Source organism: Vibrio sp. 10N.247.311.51, from assembly GCF_041467855.1.
Taxonomy (GTDB): domain Bacteria; phylum Pseudomonadota; class Gammaproteobacteria; order Enterobacterales; family Vibrionaceae; genus Vibrio; species Vibrio coralliirubri.
The window spans coordinates 78,254-96,007 of the sequence record NZ_JBFSVK010000022.1; the positions used below are offsets into that span (position 1 = coordinate 78,254).

The following is a 17,754-nucleotide window of genomic DNA, read 5'->3' on the forward strand; positions in this document are numbered from 1 at the left end:
GGAAATGTCCAATATTTTCCCAGAAACTGTCAAATCATACCGAGCGTATCTACCGAATCTTTTCGCTAGGAGTGAAGTGGTCGGCGAGTATAGTGTACCGATAACCATTGATTAACAGGCACTGTCTAGGCTTATCATTTTACTTGCATACCCTTATAATGATTTTAGATTGCAATTAATAAGAGACAAGTTATGAGTGAAAATATTCTAGCTGCTTTCGGTGGTAGTGCCAGTGATTCTATAAGTAGCATTATTGCTCAAGCTATGGCATTTCGTCTGGAATACTTTGAGTGTGAAAATGACGAGTTTTATCTATCAGATGAGAACTATGACTTAGCGATAGTTATTATTGGTCAGCTAGATGCTCAAACTAAAAAGCTTAGAGATGCTTATTCTGAGATTGAGCAATCAGAAAATGTTGATAGTTACTTTGGTAACTTAGTCATCGGTGAACTGTTTGTTGCTAACGGTTGTATCCGAGGCTTTGAGATGATTCTCAATGCACAACATCACGATATGAAACGCCGTAATTTAGTTTCAGAAGCTTCAGTGATGCAAGCGATGCGTCAGATTCGAAGGGCAACGGCTAAACTACGAAAAGCTATTGATGATCTGATGTCTATAGAGCGCCAACTTCGAATTGCTTCAACGGAAAAATATCAAATGAGCTTCAATATGACTACTGATAAAGTTGTTAAGCTCAAAGCTGCGACAGAAGCTATAGTTAGAGTGGGTGTACTCAAATAAAATCTAAGTCCGCAGAGCTTAAAGTCATATATTCTATGGTTCGCGGTTGGCTTGTCTAAGCTATGTCTTGTCCAAGTATTAAAAAGAGTTTTAGTGGATCAACGATAAGTTGTTCATTGTGTTTTTTAAATTAATGTTTTTGAGTTATATAGTAAGCGGTATATACCAACTCTAAACTAGGTAGAAGCACAAAGAAACCATGTTAATTTCCAAGCATAATAATACTCAACTTGTAGTTAAAGGTGAACCAGACATAAATACATTGGTGGATAACACTAAGTATGAAGGTGGGCAGCTCAAGCATGCTGGACCTTTTCACGTTCTACCTCCTGAAGAGGTTGCTAGAATCTACAAAACTTACAAGTCCTCTACAGTTACGAAAGTAACGAATGAACTTAAGCAACTTTTCCCAAAAATTCAATTGCTTCAACCTTTCTATCGTAATTTCCCACCGCTCTTTACTAAGACGCTATGCCTCTATTGTGACGTGCCGATGGTCGAATTCATTAATTTAAAAGGGCATAGGCGTACTTTTAAAGAACAGCATAAAATTTGCCCCTTATGTAAGCACAGTGAAATTGAATATTTAAATGGACAACATGAAGTTTGCTACTGTCAGAATTGTTGTTATGAAAAAACGATTCTAGAGGGTGAGCCGTTTGTAGCTTCCCCTCAACCAACTCAACTATCTTGTTACGACATTCTTTGTCTTTACACTTTCCTTAACTCAGAGAAGTACCATGTAAAGTCAATGAATTTGCGTCCCTCGTTATCTGACAAATACTTGCGAACTGACCCTTTATTGCTTTTCATGAACAGAGATTTTTGCAATCCAATGGGTGAGAAAACTGAACTTCAGGTACTCGGACACTTACTAAATAATGGTTTCCTTAGACCAGAAATAAAGGAAAGTGGTGAGTTAAAACTTTTAAGTACTAGTAACATTGCTTACTCTGATGGGAGCTTGTATTTTCAACGTCAAGGTGCAATTTTTACTCTTACGCTGAACAATGTGACCATTACCCATGCAAACAAATTAGATACATTAAAGACCTTAAGAGAGCAGTTTAAGCTGCTGCTTAAAGATGATAGCGTTTGGAGTCAAATCGACTTATTGTGTCGGTTCACCAAATTAGCCAACCTCGATTGTAAGTCCATCCAACTTCACACATCGATGGTGGATAACTTTGATGAACACTTAACCAATTGGGAAGATAACATTGATGTTGGCCGCTTGTGTTCAGCGTCACTCTTAGATATTGAATCCGTAGTGAGTAACTTGAAAAAATACCCTGAGTTACAAAAGTACGAAGGTATATACCAATACTGGGATACAGCACCTGAATTAGTAGAAGCAAACAAAGCATTAGCAAAGGCATTCAATCGAAACTTGAAACGTAAGCTGACCAAGCCATCGGCTCCGGTTTTATTGTCAAAGTATAAACAAAGCACTTTACTGACTACATTGAAAACTCTGCTATTGGAATGGGATATATCACTGGTTGATTTTATAGGTAGAGATCTTTGGCAAGACAATATTGCCCCCAAGATCCTTGATTTTAGCCAGCGCACGTTATCTAGATATATTGATTCCGAGCTGGCTAAGGACCTAATTTATAGTGGTACAAACATTGAACTACCACCCAGACAAAACAATTTAGTTCGCTGCACAAGCCCGTCTCACACAAAAGATACAGCAGAAGCAGGTGTTTTCATGGCAGAAAGCCAACTGATTGACCTTGTTTACAATGCGATGCTATATGGCCAAGTGTTCTTACCCCAAGAGCTGAAAGCGGTTCCATCAGATTTTACTCCGAATGAAAAGAAAGAGTACTTGGCCAAGCGGTTTATAGACGATAACTTAATGAATTGATTAAGTTTACTATTCTCAATGTCGGTATGGCGAATGAGATTTGTTATATATGCTCAGTAGATGGTTAAGGTGAGTAAAGAAACTAAAAAGAATTATGATGAAATTTTTCAGGCAGCCCTAGTACTGTTTGGAAGTGAAGAAACTGCTGAACGTTGGCTTAAAGAACCAGCTCGAGGACTTGGTAACAAAAGGCCAATTGATATGCTTTCGACAGTAGAAGACACCAAAGTCGTTCTAGATTTTATTGGTCGTTTAGAGAATGGAGTGTTTTCATAATTAAGGACTTAATACTTTAGCTTTCGTGTCAGTTATGTGAAAGAGTCGGTGCCAATGCTTGGCATTGAGTTATAGTAAAAAGTGGAAAACGTTGACAATTCGTTCTGTTAGTTATGGGGAGAACAGCGACATTATTTGGCCAGTAACTGGAAGTACTAAATATGTTCGCTGCCAGCCTAATCTTCGCCAAAGATTAGTACACTACTTTAGTTGTCGTTCGAATAAGTCCTCAGTGAAATGGGCTCACACTCATTCCATACTGTTTCGTCAGGTTTCGTATAAATCTCAGTGGTTTTGGCGTCGTTATGAGCCATCCTGCTGGTGGCACTTAAGCCTTTTTGTTCAATCAACCGAGCAGCTAAGGAGCGAATCTCGTGATACGTAGGTCTTTGGTTGCTCGGTAAGTCAGACTTAACTCCCACTTTGTCGCGGATTTTACTGAACTGCTTACTTAGGTAATGACTTTGCACTTGATAGATATGGTCACAATCTTGAGCTATGCCTCGTTGCTGTTGTATAGGCTTCTTATGGACGATATAAGGGCAGGATACCCGATCTGAATAGCTTAGCTGTACAATGTCGTAGATGGACTGAGTGACAGGGATCTTCACTCTAGATGCTGCTGAGCTTTGGACTTTCTGTCTATGAATATAAAGGTATCCATAAACTTTTTCACCATGGAGCATATTTGGTTTCTTATCTTGATTCCATACAATCCCACAGCGGTTATCTTTGGGTTCTCTTATGTTGTATTTGATACGACATACTTCGTTGACAGAGTGTGTCGTCTCTAACGTCAACGCCATAGCGACTTTAAGAAAGGTTGGTGCGTTACTATAAATTAACTCAAATTCTTCTAACGTCAGTCTTTGGCGCTTTTTAACACGTTCTGACTTCATGACTTTTAAACGCTTTTTATTGCGCATGAAGTTGTCTGGTATAAATGATTGATCAGCTAGGTAACTGAATGCTTTTTTGATATGGCTGAGGTTATTGTTGTAGTTCTGAGATGAAGACTCACCATAATGTGTTTTTAAGAATGCATTCAACATTTCTAAATTCAAGTCATGTGTGAGTATTGTTCCCAAATCATCATAGAGTTTCTGCATTATTGATTGATACTTCTTCAGTGAACCTGGTGAAAGCTCTTCTCTTTCAATCATTGGAAAGATTTTTTTTAGCGCTTTGCCTAAAGGAATATTGAATTTACTTTCAGTTTGCTCTGTAGAAAGGTGAGCTTGCTTAATGCGCTGTGCCATTGAGCGGTATTGGATATTATAGTTAACTGCTTCATTGATAGCGTGGAGCTTTTTTGTATCTTTAGGAAAATTGAAATAACGCCCAGATTCAAGCTTTAGGCGATAACGAACCTTGCCGTCTTTATGTCGATATCGATAAAGGTAAGGCGGTAAGTCGATATTGTTGATTGAGCGGTTTCTACCCATAGTTCGATAGCAGAAGGTTAGATCACTACCCTAAGAATCGAGTAGTGACCTAATATCCGGCGGTCATTGCCAGTTACTTAACTGAAGATTACGATTCTCGTCTACTAACACGAGCAGATTACCGCTTGGTGTTAGTACATAGGGCAAGTAGCCTTTTCGGCACCAGTTATGCACTGTTGCTGTTGTAATCCCTGAACCTGGGTACTTTTCTTCAAGGTACTTTTTAGGTGTTAGTGTTCGCACGCTCATAATTGCTCTCCGCCTAATTATATTGGTTTGAAGTCAGGTGATCGTTCACCTGATATCAATGTAATCAGTAACAACAACGAATTTGACAAATAAGGACGCAATTTTGCGTGGTTAATTGTTTTTTCGAATAATCGAACAAGTGCTATTTGGGCCAAAGTCACAAGTCGCTTGTTGCTTAAAGACCAAGCTCGGGGAGAGGTGTCGTGAGGACTTATAAGAGTGAATAACACGCCATGTTAGCACTGTATACCGTCACGATAGTGTCACCATAGTGATCTTTCGTGTTTTCACTATTTACTCATTTACCGTCTAAGGTTATGAAAAATAATAATATTACTCGATTTTCTAAACCCCAGAAACGGTGAAACCCCGATGTTGGTAGCATCGGGGTTTCGAATTTCTAGATTTCTCGACTGGTAAGATCGATTATCTTTTCTATGCAGAAGGCTGGATTAATCCAATCTTATTCCTTGGTAGGGAATTAGATACGGATGAAGTCCATATGCTCAACTTTTGGCTTGAACGCGTGACGTTGAACGTCTTGTGGCTTAACCTTAACTTCTGCGCCGTCAATCAGTAGAGTGATTGCTTCGTAGAATTCAGGCTTATCCATTTGGTTGATCACGTCAGCGTGAACAAGTTCGATAGCTACAGCTTCAGCTTCGCCACCGTAGATTACAGCTGGGAATTTACCAGCGTGACGTAGGCGGCGGCTCGCACCTTTACCTAGTTCAGTACGTACTACTGCTTCAAATTTCATAGTTTTACTCTCAAATTAGTAAAAATTAACTTCACACCTCAATGCGACCTTGAGTGTGTGGTAATGCTTAAACATAAAAGTTCATGCTTAAGCGAGCGCGGATACTAACATCACATTCCAATATGAGCAAGTCAGAAGCCCATCTCAAAGTGAATTTCCTTCGATAATGGGTTCGTTTGGAGATAAAACGTTCGCTAACGCTTGTTTAGCGCATTTTAACCTCTTTTACATCGCCATTCTTATCTATTTATATCACCGCTAAATCATCAAGTTAATGAACGGAAAATGAATGTTTGCCTAAGACTTGGTTAAGGCTTAGTTCGTTAATCTTAGTGTTAATTAAACAGCAGAATGAATAGGTGAAAATATGGAACCGGTAAGCATTGTCGTAATTACGCTAAATGAAGAGAAACGCATTAGCCGCTTAATGGAAGAGTTGAGCGTGCAAACCCACCAAGAGTTTGAAGTGATTGTTGTCGACTCGAACAGTGAAGACAACACAAGAGAAGTGGCACAAGCTTATGAAAACGCGTTGCCAAAATTAACAGTTCATCATATGGAAAACCGTGGTGTGAGCCTTGGACGAAATACAGGTGCGTCATTGGCGCAATACAACAGGATCCTTTTCCTAGATGCCGATGTGAGCTTGCCTCGAAACTTCCTTGCGAAAGCGCTTTATGAACTAGAAGAGAAGAAGCTTGAAGTGGCGGGTGTGTACATGAGCTCGAAAGGTTTGCCGCTTGTACACAAGTTTGGTTACGGGCTATTTAACGCAGGCTTGTTTACTACTCAGTTCTTTTTCCCGACGGTGATTGGCGCATGTATTTTCTCGACTAAACGAGCGCATGATGAGATAGGCGGTTTCGATGAAGAGATCGTACTGTGTGAAGACTGTGACTACGTAAAACGTGCGAGCAAAACATGGCGATTTAGATTCCTTAATATGACTTTTGGCTTTGACCCACGTCGTTTAGACCAAGATGGCGTTGTGAAGACAGGCTCTACTTATCTTAAAGCCAATGTAAGACGCTTCTTTAAAGGCGAAATGCGTAACAACGAGATGAACTACAAGTTTGGTCACTACAAAGAACAGTAAGCATTGAGGTTGTTATGTTTGATGGACTAGGGCTATTTCTGGGAGCATTGGGTGATGCTCTCATTGGCCCAAACCTATTTGTACCGGGAGAGCCCTTTTTTATCGCAGCGGGCTTTCAACTGTATTCAGGTGCATGGATGGCGTTGGTTTTGGTAATGCTAGGTGGTTTACTTGGTGACCAACTCAGTTATTTCATTGGTTATAGATACGGTGCTAAGGCGCAACGAAGGCTCATTAAGTTTCGTCCTAAAACCAAAAGATTAATCGCGCGCTGCCGCTATCTGGTTGCTCGCAAAGGCACATACATCATTCTTTTTGCTCGCTTATTAGGGCCTATTGCCTGGGTTGTGCCATTTATAGCGGGTTCGCATCGTGTAGCGTGGCGCAATTTTAGTGTGTTGGCGCTTATCGGTTTGGCTCTTGGTGGAGGGCAGTTCATTGCTTGGGGTATGTTGCTGGCGCACGGCGTTGAAAACTTTCCGTGGCTTAATAGTCTTAAGATATTTATCTCTGAGCATAATAGCTTGATCGTCGGTGTGTTCGCGGTATTAGTCTTCACCATTATCGGTTACCGAATGAAGTGGCGACGCTTGGTTCTTAAGTCGAGTGCGCTGATGTTAGCGTGGGTATTGTTTGCGAACTACGCCCACTTTTTTTGGAAAGCGGATGATTTTCAGAATCAACAAGAGACGGCTCAAATAAACAAAGTAGACTGGAACTCGGTTACCTATAAAGCATTCCCAGGGAAATCGTCATTCTACTCAGCGCAAGCGATCAACGTCATTTATGTTGGAGCGACCCCAAGAGATTTAATGAAGCAATTAGGCTGGATAGAGAATCAAACCTTCTCTCGAAATGAGATTGAATGGGCTGGCTATCTCGCATTGCTCAGAGACAAAACGCCACCTGTGTCCGATTTATATTGGCGAGACAAGCCACAAGATATGGCGTTTCAATTGCCGGGTAATTTGATGAAGCGCAGCCATATTCGCTGGTGGCGCGCAGGTGTTGATATTAAAACTAACCAGCCTCAGTGGTTAGGTGCAATTAGCTATGATGATGGCCTTAAGGTCACCCCTTATTCAGGCATTGTGACCGTACTTCATAACATTGACCCTAACGTTGATGAAGAGCGAGATAGGCTCGCTAATCAGATACGAACGTCACTACCAGACATCGAGTTAGACAAGTACCCATTGGCAACGGTGGAAGTGATCAATGACGATCATGACTATTATACGGATGGTCGGGTATTAATGATTGGAGCAACGACCCTTAGTGGTAATTCACAAACTTTAGATGTCGCGGTGAACGATATCCAGAGTGATATATAAGGTCGAATCAACGAAACCTTTCTGCGTAGTGCTCTGGTTTTTCTTAGATATCAACAAACTCAAGCCTTGTTTGAACCCTCAATCAAACAAGGCTTTGCACTATCTGCTTGCCATGTTTATCCAAACATCACCTTCTCCCACGCAATGCCCCGGCTATAACTTGTTCTACTTTGACTATGCTCATTAAGGGCGAGTAAGCGGCGAAAGCTAAGGACAACGTTATGCAAATGAATCCGATTGGTTGGTTTGAAATTTATGTTGATGATATGTCGAGAGCAAAAGCTTTCTACGAGTCAGTATTTAAAGTGACGCTGGAAAAGTTGAAGAATGAAACCGGAATCGATGTTGAGATGTGGGTATTCCCTTGCGAGATGGAGAGTTATGGTGCCACCGGTGCTTTATGTAAGATGTCCGATGTAAAAGCGGGAGGCAACAGCACCATGGTTTATTTCTCTTGTGAAGACTGTGCGACAGAAGCAAGTTTGGCTGCGGCCAATGGCGGCACGTTACAAGTGCCAAAAATGGACATTGGTGAGCATGGTTTTATTAGTGTAGTTAGCGATACAGAAGGCAATATGATTGGGCTACATTCGATGGGCTAATTATGTTGAAGTGAGCAGTGTTTCGTTGAACCGAGATAAAACTAAGCCCTAGTATTACGCTAGGGCTTATTGGTTTCACTTTTACTTAGCTTGTTCAGCCTTTACTTACTTTAAGCACCAGAGAAGCTTTTAAGCCGCCCATTGAGCTCTTGCTGAGCGTTAGGCTGCCTCGGTAGCTGTGCGCCATTTCATTCACGATATTAAGCCCTAAGCCTGTTCCTGGTGTGGTTTCATCAAGTCGAACGCCACGTTTGGTCACTTGCTCAAGCTTCTCTTCAGGAATGCCTTGGCCATCATCTTCGATCACCAATTCTATGTTGCCATCGTCGAGTTCATTTGCATGGACACGAATAATGCTGCCCGCCCACTTGTAACTGTTCTCGAGTAGGTTACCGACCATTTCATCAAGGTCAGTTTTTTCTACCGCCACTTCAATCTCAGAGTCTAGCTCGTTAATCATGGTGACTTCATTGGCGGCATAAACTTTATCAAACGCCATTGAGATCGCTTCGACACGCTCACAAGGTGAAGACTTCACCGAAAGAATGTTCATTGCACCTGCCATACGAGCGCGGCCAAGGTGATAATCGATTTGGCTTTGAATCTGATGAATGGGCTGTTGCAGCAGTGCCTTGTCATCCTCTGGAAGTCGCTCTATCTCATTTTTTAGAACTGAAAGCGGTGTTTTCAACGCATGAGATAAGTTGCCCGCGTGGTTACGAGCTCGCTCTAATAGCTCTTGATAGTGGAAGAGCAGGGCATTGAGATCAGAGACTAATGGAGAAACTTCTTTTGGGTAGTTATCGCTTAACCCTTGTTGCTCGCCGTTTCTTAGCATCACCAGTTCGCGTTGCATCTTGCTGAGCGGTAATAACGACCAACTGACTTGAATACCGATCAACATCAGCACACCAACAAACAGCAGCATTAGGATCAACCAGACTTGGCCAGTAAGCTCTGTCAGAGTCGACTCTAGCGGATCTTCGTCAATACCAATGGTGATCGTGACAGGGTCGCTCAGTTCAGGCAGGTAGATATCTTGCTCGATGTAAATCAGCTTTTCTTTCTCAGGCCCTTTGACTGATGTGTGAATTGGCGAACGCTTGATGGTGAGGTCTTTATCCCATAGCGAGCGAGATCGAATGATCTGCTCTTGGGTAGCGGCGCGCCAATAAATACCACTGTAGGGCTGGTTGAACCTAGGATCAGACAGGCGTTCAGCCATGATCAGGTTACCACTGTCATTGGTTTCGATATTGGCAGTTAACTCGTCCATGGTTAAGCCGAGTTGCTGCTTCATGTCGTCGACGAGGTAGTCGTTAACCAGTTTCGGAATCCCGACACCTGCCGCTAATATCATCGCACCTAGCCAAAAAGCCGCAGCAAGGAGCAAGCGGCTTTTTAGACTGATGTTTTTAAGTGTTCGTTTCTTTAGATTCATGCATTTCCAGCCTACCTTTGCTCATCGTAACTTATCGTATTGAGATGATCAGAACAGGCTGTCCACTTAATTGATGGTTAGTCTTGATGTGATTGACGACTGAGTTATTCGGCATTCAGTTGGTAGCCAAGGCCACGAACGGTTTTGATGATCTTTGGTGCGATTTTTTTGCGAATACGACCAATGAACACCTCAACCGTGTTTGAGTCGCGGTCGAAGTCTTGTTTATAGATGTGTTCAACCAGCTCTGTGCGCGAGATAACCTTGTTTTGGTTATGCATGAAGTACGCAACGACTTTATATTCTAGCGCGGTAAGGCTAACCGCTTGGCCTTGCCACAACACTTTAGAACTGCGTGTGTCTAGGCTTAGGTCGCCGATTTGAAGTATTGGTGCAGCACTGCCTGATGCGCGGCGCAGTTGAGCACGGATACGGGCAATCAGTTCGACCATCTCAAATGGCTTAGTTAGGTAGTCATCAGCACCCGCGTTCAAGCCCTCAACACGTTGAGTTAGTGTGTCACGAGCACTTAAGATAATCACAGGTGTGTTGATATTTTCGTCTCGAATGCCTTTTAATACCGTTAGGCCGTCAAGCTTAGGTAAACCTAAATCGAGGACAATCGCGTCCCATTCTTCTGACGTTGCACGGTAGAGTGCGTCAATACCGTCTTGAGAAAGCTCTGGAACCCAGTCGGCTCCCTCAAGTGTTTCAATAATTTGTTGGCCCAAACGAGGCTCATCTTCAACGACTAAAATTTTCATAATTGTTCTTCTTAATTCTTGTAATGACGGTTCGTCGTGCTTAACTATTCGTTGTGCTTAGCTCTTCGTCGTACGTAACTAGTCGCCGTGTTTAATTGCGTTTTTAAAGTTGCGGCCTTTAATCATAAGCATTTCTAACGTCTCAGCGTTGTATTCGACTTTGATGATGTTGTTTTGGTAATTGATTTTTAGTTCATACACCCAAATGTCGTCATCTTCTTCTAGTTCTACTTTTATGATTCTGCCATGAAGATCGTTTTCAACCGCGGCATACATTTCTGAGAAAGGGCGAATGTAGCCTTCTCGTACGGCTTCGTAGACTTCGTCTTGGTCTTCTTCAAATTCGATGCTGGTTCCTGCTTTATGAACGTCCTGCACTAATTCATGACCATTATGATGTGAGTCAGCCCATGCGCCAGCAGAAACAAATAAGCCTAAGCTTATAGAAAACAAAGAAATCATAGCTTTACTAAACATAGCGAATCCTAGAGAAGGTTGATAGCGTTCAGTATAAAAAAGTAATTCTGAACAGAAAGTGAACCTGATTAATAATGAGAATTTGATACCGAAAAACTTAACGCTCAAATGGCGAAGGCCTTAATACATAACACTAACCGCCGAGTGTTAAGAACGTAAGACTTACCTTAATTCTTAACCTTAACGCTGCTGTAGTTCGTCTTCGAATATCTTGTCTCTCATTTTCCAAAAGCGTCCGACCTTACGTGCAATCACGAATTGAGGTGGGCGGAATCTATGTTGGTGAGCAACCACTTTCGTTGGTGACGCTTCTTCAAAAGGGCGGTGCCTGTCTGCAAGGTGAGGGCGAACAAACTGGTCTTTGAAGTTCTGCTTCTGCTTTTTGGTGGTTAATGACCAGAACTCATGCACTTGCGCTTGGTTTTCACCACGATAGGTGACCTTAAGTTGTGATTTACCTTTCTCGTCTTTAAGCACGTTGAGGTCCATTTCCAAACATTCAAATACCAAGGCATCTTTTAGGTTCAGTGCTTCTTTCAGCTTTTTGTCTGGGTCGACTAAGGTTGCATCGCACTCATGGCAAATGCGCGCGGCAATGTCGTTGTCCGCACCACATTCACCGCAATATTTCGCTCGGAAACGATAGTTGCAGTGCTCGCGTTCGCCCGTGTCTTCATCGGTAAAGTAGCCTTGGCATTTGCGCCCAAAGTGCTCAAGTAAGAAGCCATTGCTGTCTAGCTTGCCCCAAAAGTTATTATTGAAGCCGCACGCCGGGCAGGGGATGGTGATGATTTCACTGTCTGAATCGGGTTTAGGGTCGCCCACTTCAGGTTGGTAAAGGTCGTAACTGTTGCCCGCATAGTCGAGCACCAAACACTCTTTCTTACCTGGGGATAGGCGTAAACCACGGCCAACGATTTGTTGATACAAACTGATTGATTCTGTCGGGCGTAAAATCGCGATTAAATCGACATGTGGCGCATCAAAACCTGTGGTTAATACCGATACGTTAACCAAGAATTTGATTTTACGTTCTTTGAAGTCGCTGATTATTTGGTCACGCTCGAGAGTTGGTGTATCACCAATCACAATTGAAGCTTCACCTTCTGGCAATAAGCCGAGGATCTCTTGCGCGTGTCGAACGGTCGCAGCGAATACCATGATGCCGAGTTTGTCTTGGGCTAGGTGAATGATTTGGTCGACAATCTGCGGGGTCGCTCGTTTCGATTGCTCGATCACCATGTCGAGTTCTGCTTCTTTGTAGCGGCCAGTGCTCGCTGGCTTTAACTGGGAGAAGTCGTAGCTCAACACGGGTGCATCGATCATACGTGCAGGAGTTAAGAAGCCTTCGTCGAGCAGGTAACGAATCGGCAGCTCAAAAATACAGTCGCGGAAGAAGCGTGGCTCATCTGAACGCACTTGACCGCGAGTGTGGTATTGATAAATCCAACCCATCCCAAGACGATATGGGGTCGCTGTTAATCCAAGTACCTTGATACCAGAATTATTCTCGCGTAAGTGAGTAATGACTTTCTGATAACTACTGGTCTTTTCATCGGGAACACGGTGGCATTCGTCGATAACCAACAGCGAAAATTGGTTAGAGAATGAATCGAGATTTCGCACCACAGATTGCACCGAAGCAAATACGACTTGTTGGTCGGTCTCTTTGCGTCCTAAACCCGCAGAGAAAATCGAGCCTTTCAGCCCGTAACCTTCATACTTTTCATGGTTCTGTTCAACCAACTCTTTTACGTGAGCAAGTACCAACACTCGACCTTTCGCAAGCCTTGCCAACTCTGCAATCACAAGGCTTTTTCCTGCACCTGTCGGAAGCACGAGAACAGCCGGAGTTTGGTGTTTTCTGAAGTAATGAATCACTGATTTTACTGAATCAGCTTGGTACGGGCGGAGTGTATACATATCGCGTCTTGTAAGAAGGAAAACAAATAGTGTGAAATAGCTCAACTAATTGAGCAAAGGTGACTATAATACCCGACTTAGATTAGTTGAGGTATTCATGCGTTTAGATAAATTTCTGTGCGATGCATTAGGCGTCACTCGAAGAGAAGCAACACACTTATTAAAATCCAAGGCAGTGACAGTAAATGATGTCATTCAAAAAAGCGGTTCACTCAAGGTAACTGAAGAGTGCGTTGTGGAATGGCAAGGCAATGAACTGAATGTTCACGGCCCACGTTACATCATGCTTTATAAGCCAGAAGGCTTTGTTTGTTCGCATGAAGATGGCGCAAATCGTATCGCGTTTGAATTACTTGATGAAATCAAAATGGACAAGCTGCACTTTGCTGGCCGTCTAGATATTGATACAACAGGTCTTGTGTTGATTACCGACGATGGTAAGTGGTCTCACCGTATCACTTCGCCAAAGCACAAGTGCGAGAAGACGTACCGTGTGTGGTTGGTTGAACCTGTTGAAGACGATTACGTTGAAAAATTCAAAGAGGGCATCCAGCTTAAGAGCGAAGATGGCCTAACACTTCCTGCACACCTAGAAGTTCGTGCAGAGCGTGAAGTGCTGCTAACGATTCACGAAGGCAAATACCACCAAGTTAAACGTATGTTTGCTGCTCTTGGTAACAAGGTAGAAGCACTACACCGTGAACGTATTGGCGAAATTGAGATGGACGAATCTTTAGAGTTAGGTGAATACCGTTACCTAACGCAAGAAGAAGTCGATTCAATCTGGAAGTAGTCCTTAGCTAGAAGTTGCTCTTAACAAGAAATTGTTCTTAGCAAGAAACAACTTTTGCTGGAAATAACCCTTTCGTTGTAAAGCCGACCATGGATAGCGTCGGCTGATGATGTTGACTGGTACTAGGAAAGTCTCAGCCAATCTTTGACTCGCGTACTCACGCTAGTCCCTAGCTCTATCAGTTGAACATTCGGAGAACCATGCAAACATCGACCTCACAGAGCCCAAGCTCCCAACCAGAAACCCCTCAATTAGGCTTAATGCTGTTTTTGATTCTTGGCGCGATTGGTGCACTTACTCCGCTAGCCATTGATATGTATCTGCCAGCGATGCCGACCATTGCTAAAGATCTTGGTGTGACGGCGGGTGAAGTACAAATCACGCTAACAGCTTATACCGCAGGTTTTGCGTTGGGGCAGTTACTGCATGGCCCGTTGGCAGATAGCTACGGTCGTAAGCCTATATTGCTTATTGGTGTGTTCTTGTTTGCTATCGCGTCGATGGTGAGTGCGACAACACACGGTATTGAAGCGCTGACTTACATCCGTACCGCTCAAGGTTTTGCTGGTGCTGCGGCGGCTGTTATCATCCAAGCGGTGGTAAGAGACATGTTCGATCGTGAAGATTTCGCAAGAACCATGTCTTTCGTTACTTTGGTGATGACAGTTGCGCCATTGGTTGCTCCGATGATTGGCGGCTACTTAGCGTTGTGGTTCGGTTGGCGTTCAATTTTCTGGGTACTGGCTATTTTTGCTGTGATCGTGATTCTAGCGGTATCGATGAAGATCCCAGAAACGCTTCCTGCAGAAAACCGACAACCATTGCGCTTTAAAACAACGATTCGTAACTACGCTCGCCTGTGTAAGAACCCAACGGCGATGGGCCTGATTTTCTCTGGTGCATTCTCATTTTCAGGGATGTTTGCGTTCTTAACGGCAGGTTCATTCGTTTACATCGATATCTATGGCGTTCGCCCTGATCTGTTTGGCTATCTGTTCGGCTTGAATATTGTTGCTATGATCTTGATGACGAGCATCAACGGTCGAATCGTTAAGAAAGTGGGCTCTCACGCTATGCTCAGAGTCGGTTTAACCATTCAACTGTTTGCGGGCTTAGGTCTGTTAGTCGGATGGATGTTAGATATTGGTTTGTGGGGTATTGTGCCATTCGTGATGCTGTTTATCGGCACACTGTCTACCATTGGTAGTAACTCAATGGCGCTGCTTTTAAGCGGATACCCGAATATGGCCGGCACAGCTTCTTCGCTTGCGGGCACATTAAGATTTGGTACTGGTTCTGTGGTGGGGGCAATTGTTGCCATGCTACCAAGTGACACTGCAGGGCCAATGGCTATGGTGATGGCAGCATGTGCAATACTGTCAGCATTACTATATTGGACATTAGGAAAGAAGGCATAATGTCAAAATACTATATTGAAATTCAGAAGTTAGTGAACGATGCGCTGGGCGAGCTGTATGCTCTGCATAAGTCTGGCAAAGCGATCGACGCGCCTATCGCGAACAACCTTTATCTTGTTCGTTGGGTAACAAAAGCGATTAAATCTCAAGCTTATGATCGCGTGATTGTGCCTGACTTAGTTCGCTGGCAGAAACAGGGTCGCTCAAAAGGCAATAACTCTGATTTAACTTTTACCTTTAAACGCATTTCTGCATTTTACGGACGTTTTTTCCCTGAAGGCGAAGAGCCTAAAGTGCTAAAAGACAGTGATGTTGAAGCGTTCATGGACAAAATGTACGAGATGGGTTGGAGCGTATCGAGTGAAGACGAGCTAACGACTGGCGGCAAGATTCAATTCTTCACCGATGGCGAGCACTCTTTTGCTTTGTGTGGCAAACAATGTGACGACTCTTTCGACGGTGAGTTGATGGTTAAGCCAATGAACTGGTTTGTTCGTGGTAACCACGCAGAGTTCATCCAAGCGGCGATGGAAGCGGGTTTCATGCTTCACAAAGTAACGGACTATAAGTCTGCGGTGAAGTATCACGGTGAATACATCGTTTACCCTGCTAACCAAGGCAACCAACTGGCTGAGATCCCAATTAGCGTTATCGGCTAATAGCGGATTCGAGATGCGAGATGAGAGATACGAAGAGCGGAATTATCCGCTCTTTTTTTGCCTCTCATAGCGCGTGTCGCTAATTTGCTGTTAAGTCTTTTCGCATCACGTTACCCGAATTCACTTTTAATCTTTCCGCATCCCGTCACCCTAATCTTGCATCTGCTTTTAATCTTTTGCATCTCGACACTCGAATCCCGCATCTGCTTTTAGTTTTTCGCATCCCGTGACTCTAATGCCGTATCCGCTTTTAACCTTTTCGCATCTCGACACTCGAATCCCGCATTTGCTTTTAATCTTTTCGCATCCCGTTACCCGAATCTCGCATCTGCTTTTAATCTTTTCGCATCCCGTTACCCGAATCCCGCATCTGCTTTTATTCTCTTCGCATCTCGTTACTCGTATCTCTTATCTATTCTCTCGCTTGCTTCTCAATCGCCTTTACCATGCCTTTAAAGATAAATAGGTGAGCAGGCATCATCGCAAACCAATACAGTAACCCTAGAAAGCCTTTAGGGTGCCACCACGCTGAAATGTTCAGCTCGCGAGAGTCTCCGAGGTCAGAGACGGTAATCTCGAGTCGCCCTAAACCGGGGCCTTTCATACCGAAAAGCAGGGATAAAAACTGATTCTCTTCACAGCGAATGACCTTCCATGAATCGATTTTGTCACCGACTTTTAGGTTGGGCCCTTCTGGCATTTGTCGAACCGGTACACCGCCACCGAAAAGAACATCCAACCATTCGCGTGTGCGCCATAAAGTGTTAGCAAAGAAGTAACCTTGCTTCGGGCTTCCGATTTGCTGAGCAACATGCCAAAGCGATTCCAATGAAGCGCTTGAGGTGATACTTGCGCCTGTTTTCTTCGGGTAATAGCCATACCCAGCTTGCCAGCGTTTGAATGCGGTTTTATCAAAGCCCCACACATTGCTTTTGACAAAGTTTCCTTCAGCGTGAATGGCTTGTTCAACCATATTTTCGAACGAGATAAGCTTCTGAGGGTACTTTTCTCTGATGGTGGTCGAACTGGCGATGAAGTCGTGCTTTAAGCCTGCAAGCAGTGCTCTGCCTATGTTGGACGGTACAGAAGTCACCACGCCTAACCAATATGAAGCAATCTTTGGTGTCAGTAGCGATGTCGCCCATAGCCTGAGTGGACGATCGGCAGTTTTGGCAATATGAGCAAACTGGTTTCGGTAAGAGACAATATCCGGGCCGCCAACCTCAAAGGTTTGGCTTTCGCTAGGCGTGTCTTGTGCAAGTTTCAACAGGTAATGGTTCAGGTTCTGCAAGGCAATCGGGTTGGCTTTAGAGTCGACCCACTTTGGCGCAATCATGATAGGCAAGTTGTACACGAAATCTCGCATGATCTCGAATGCCGCAGAGCCGGGGCCTATGATGACGCCTGCTTGGAGCTCGGTTACCGGTACAGGTCCTTTACGAAGCAGTTCGCCAGTTTTCTTTCTCGCTTGAAGATGCTCTGAATCACCTGTCTGAGGCTGTAAAGAGCTCAGGTAGATGACGTGTTGATTCTTTGGGCCAAGAGCCGAAACAAAGTTACGGGCTAAGTTCAGCTCATAATCGATAAAGTCGTGGCCTTCTGCCATGCCATGGACGAGAAAGAAGATAAGATCAAAGTCGGGGACTAAGGCTTGTGTCGCAGCTTGATCGGCCAGATCAAGATACTCAAGCGATAAGTTTTCGTGAGGCTCGGTTCGTGCCTTTAAATAGTCGATATGCCTTGCTGCTGCCGTGACTTGATAGCCTTGCTCAAGCAGGAGAGGGAGGAGTTGCGAACCAACATATCCAGAAGCGCCTAAAACCAGTACTTTCTTCATTGTTACTCCATTTATATCTGTGGTTAAAAACCGAACATTGATATAATAGCGCGATATTTA

At 43.6% G+C, this 17,754-nt stretch carries 17 protein-coding genes and 1 pseudogene; 9 read left to right on the forward strand and 9 right to left on the reverse strand.

Annotated elements, in window-relative coordinates:
* Nucleotides 1-192: 192 nt before the first annotated feature.
* The 3 genes from AB6E85_RS18265 (at nucleotide 193) to AB6E85_RS18275 (ending at nucleotide 2,896) form a co-directional block, all read left to right on the forward strand.
* On the forward strand, nucleotides 193-747 hold the full coding sequence (locus AB6E85_RS18265; protein WP_372143534.1) for a hypothetical protein: 555 nt from the start codon (nucleotides 193-195) through the stop codon (nucleotides 745-747).
* 199 nt (nucleotides 748-946) lie between these two features.
* On the forward strand, nucleotides 947-2,620 hold the full coding sequence (locus AB6E85_RS18270; RefSeq protein ID WP_372143536.1) for a hypothetical protein: 1,674 nt from the start codon (nucleotides 947-949) through the stop codon (nucleotides 2,618-2,620).
* A gap of 60 nt (nucleotides 2,621-2,680) precedes the next feature.
* Nucleotides 2,681-2,896: an antitoxin Xre/MbcA/ParS toxin-binding domain-containing protein gene (locus tag AB6E85_RS18275; RefSeq protein WP_372143538.1), complete on the forward strand. Its 216-nt coding sequence runs from the start codon at nucleotides 2,681-2,683 to the stop codon at nucleotides 2,894-2,896.
* Nucleotides 2,897-3,102: 206 nt separating this feature from the next.
* On the opposite strand, the gene AB6E85_RS18280 is transcribed toward AB6E85_RS18275, so the two are convergent.
* From AB6E85_RS18280 to rplY, 4 genes and pseudogenes are all read right to left on the reverse strand, one after another.
* On the reverse strand, nucleotides 3,103-4,155 hold the full coding sequence (locus AB6E85_RS18280; RefSeq protein ID WP_372143561.1) for an integrase: 1,053 nt from the start codon (nucleotides 4,153-4,155) through the stop codon (nucleotides 3,103-3,105).
* 12 nt (nucleotides 4,156-4,167) lie between these two features.
* A pseudogene (locus AB6E85_RS18285) lies at nucleotides 4,168-4,341 on the reverse strand (phage integrase Arm DNA-binding domain-containing protein); the annotation flags it as partial.
* Between the two features lie 63 nt (nucleotides 4,342-4,404).
* Nucleotides 4,405-4,590 carry a hypothetical protein gene (locus AB6E85_RS18290; protein WP_102570986.1) on the reverse strand — a complete coding sequence of 62 codons (186 nt, stop codon included), beginning with the start codon at nucleotides 4,588-4,590 and terminating at the stop codon, nucleotides 4,405-4,407.
* 481 nt (nucleotides 4,591-5,071) lie between these two features.
* On the reverse strand, nucleotides 5,072-5,350 hold the full coding sequence (rplY, locus tag AB6E85_RS18295; protein WP_017060373.1) for a 50S ribosomal protein L25: 279 nt from the start codon (nucleotides 5,348-5,350) through the stop codon (nucleotides 5,072-5,074).
* Between the two features lie 367 nt (nucleotides 5,351-5,717).
* Between rplY and AB6E85_RS18300 the strand changes: the two genes are divergently transcribed.
* The 3 genes from AB6E85_RS18300 (at nucleotide 5,718) to AB6E85_RS18310 (ending at nucleotide 8,382) form a co-directional block, all read left to right on the forward strand.
* Nucleotides 5,718-6,446, forward strand: a complete 729-nt coding sequence (locus AB6E85_RS18300) for a glycosyltransferase family 2 protein (protein ID WP_372143540.1) — start codon at nucleotides 5,718-5,720, stop codon at nucleotides 6,444-6,446.
* 14 nt (nucleotides 6,447-6,460) lie between these two features.
* Nucleotides 6,461-7,780, forward strand: a complete 1,320-nt coding sequence (locus AB6E85_RS18305; protein ID WP_372143542.1) for an LssY C-terminal domain-containing protein — start codon at nucleotides 6,461-6,463, stop codon at nucleotides 7,778-7,780.
* A 221-nt stretch (nucleotides 7,781-8,001) separates the two neighbouring features.
* The gene (locus AB6E85_RS18310; RefSeq protein WP_048617534.1) at nucleotides 8,002-8,382 is read left to right on the forward strand and encodes a VOC family protein; all 381 of its coding nucleotides are present in this window, start codon (nucleotides 8,002-8,004) and stop codon (nucleotides 8,380-8,382) included.
* A 94-nt stretch (nucleotides 8,383-8,476) separates the two neighbouring features.
* Here AB6E85_RS18310 and AB6E85_RS18315 read toward each other — a convergent pair whose 3' ends face one another.
* The 4 genes from AB6E85_RS18315 to AB6E85_RS18330 form a co-directional block, all read right to left on the reverse strand.
* A complete protein-coding gene (locus tag AB6E85_RS18315; protein WP_017068035.1) occupies nucleotides 8,477-9,823 on the reverse strand; it encodes an ATP-binding protein in 1,347 nt (448 codons plus the stop codon).
* Nucleotides 9,824-9,927: 104 nt separating this feature from the next.
* Nucleotides 9,928-10,587 carry a response regulator transcription factor gene (locus AB6E85_RS18320; protein ID WP_017060377.1) on the reverse strand — a complete coding sequence of 220 codons (660 nt, stop codon included), beginning with the start codon at nucleotides 10,585-10,587 and terminating at the stop codon, nucleotides 9,928-9,930.
* A gap of 78 nt (nucleotides 10,588-10,665) precedes the next feature.
* Nucleotides 10,666-11,064, reverse strand: a complete 399-nt coding sequence (locus tag AB6E85_RS18325) for a PepSY domain-containing protein (protein WP_248402593.1) — start codon at nucleotides 11,062-11,064, stop codon at nucleotides 10,666-10,668.
* Nucleotides 11,065-11,244: 180 nt separating this feature from the next.
* The gene (locus tag AB6E85_RS18330) at nucleotides 11,245-12,987 is read right to left on the reverse strand and encodes a DEAD/DEAH box helicase (RefSeq protein ID WP_019821311.1); all 1,743 of its coding nucleotides are present in this window, start codon (nucleotides 12,985-12,987) and stop codon (nucleotides 11,245-11,247) included.
* Nucleotides 12,988-13,084: 97 nt separating this feature from the next.
* Between AB6E85_RS18330 and rsuA the strand changes: the two genes are divergently transcribed.
* The 3 genes from rsuA (at nucleotide 13,085) to AB6E85_RS18345 (ending at nucleotide 15,857) form a co-directional block, all read left to right on the forward strand.
* Entirely contained in the window at nucleotides 13,085-13,780 is a 696-nt protein-coding gene (rsuA, locus tag AB6E85_RS18335) for a 16S rRNA pseudouridine(516) synthase RsuA (RefSeq protein WP_017060380.1), read from the forward strand.
* A 200-nt stretch (nucleotides 13,781-13,980) separates the two neighbouring features.
* Nucleotides 13,981-15,198 carry a Bcr/CflA family multidrug efflux MFS transporter gene (locus AB6E85_RS18340; RefSeq protein ID WP_372143544.1) on the forward strand — a complete coding sequence of 406 codons (1,218 nt, stop codon included), beginning with the start codon at nucleotides 13,981-13,983 and terminating at the stop codon, nucleotides 15,196-15,198.
* Entirely contained in the window at nucleotides 15,198-15,857 is a 660-nt protein-coding gene (locus tag AB6E85_RS18345) for a DUF2913 family protein (RefSeq protein ID WP_017091686.1), read from the forward strand. Before AB6E85_RS18340 ends, AB6E85_RS18345 begins: the two co-directional genes overlap by 1 nt.
* Nucleotides 15,858-16,269: 412 nt before the next feature.
* Here AB6E85_RS18345 and AB6E85_RS18350 read toward each other — a convergent pair whose 3' ends face one another.
* A complete protein-coding gene (locus AB6E85_RS18350) occupies nucleotides 16,270-17,694 on the reverse strand; it encodes a DUF2867 domain-containing protein (protein ID WP_372143546.1) in 1,425 nt (474 codons plus the stop codon).
* Nucleotides 17,695-17,754: the final 60 nt, after the last annotated feature.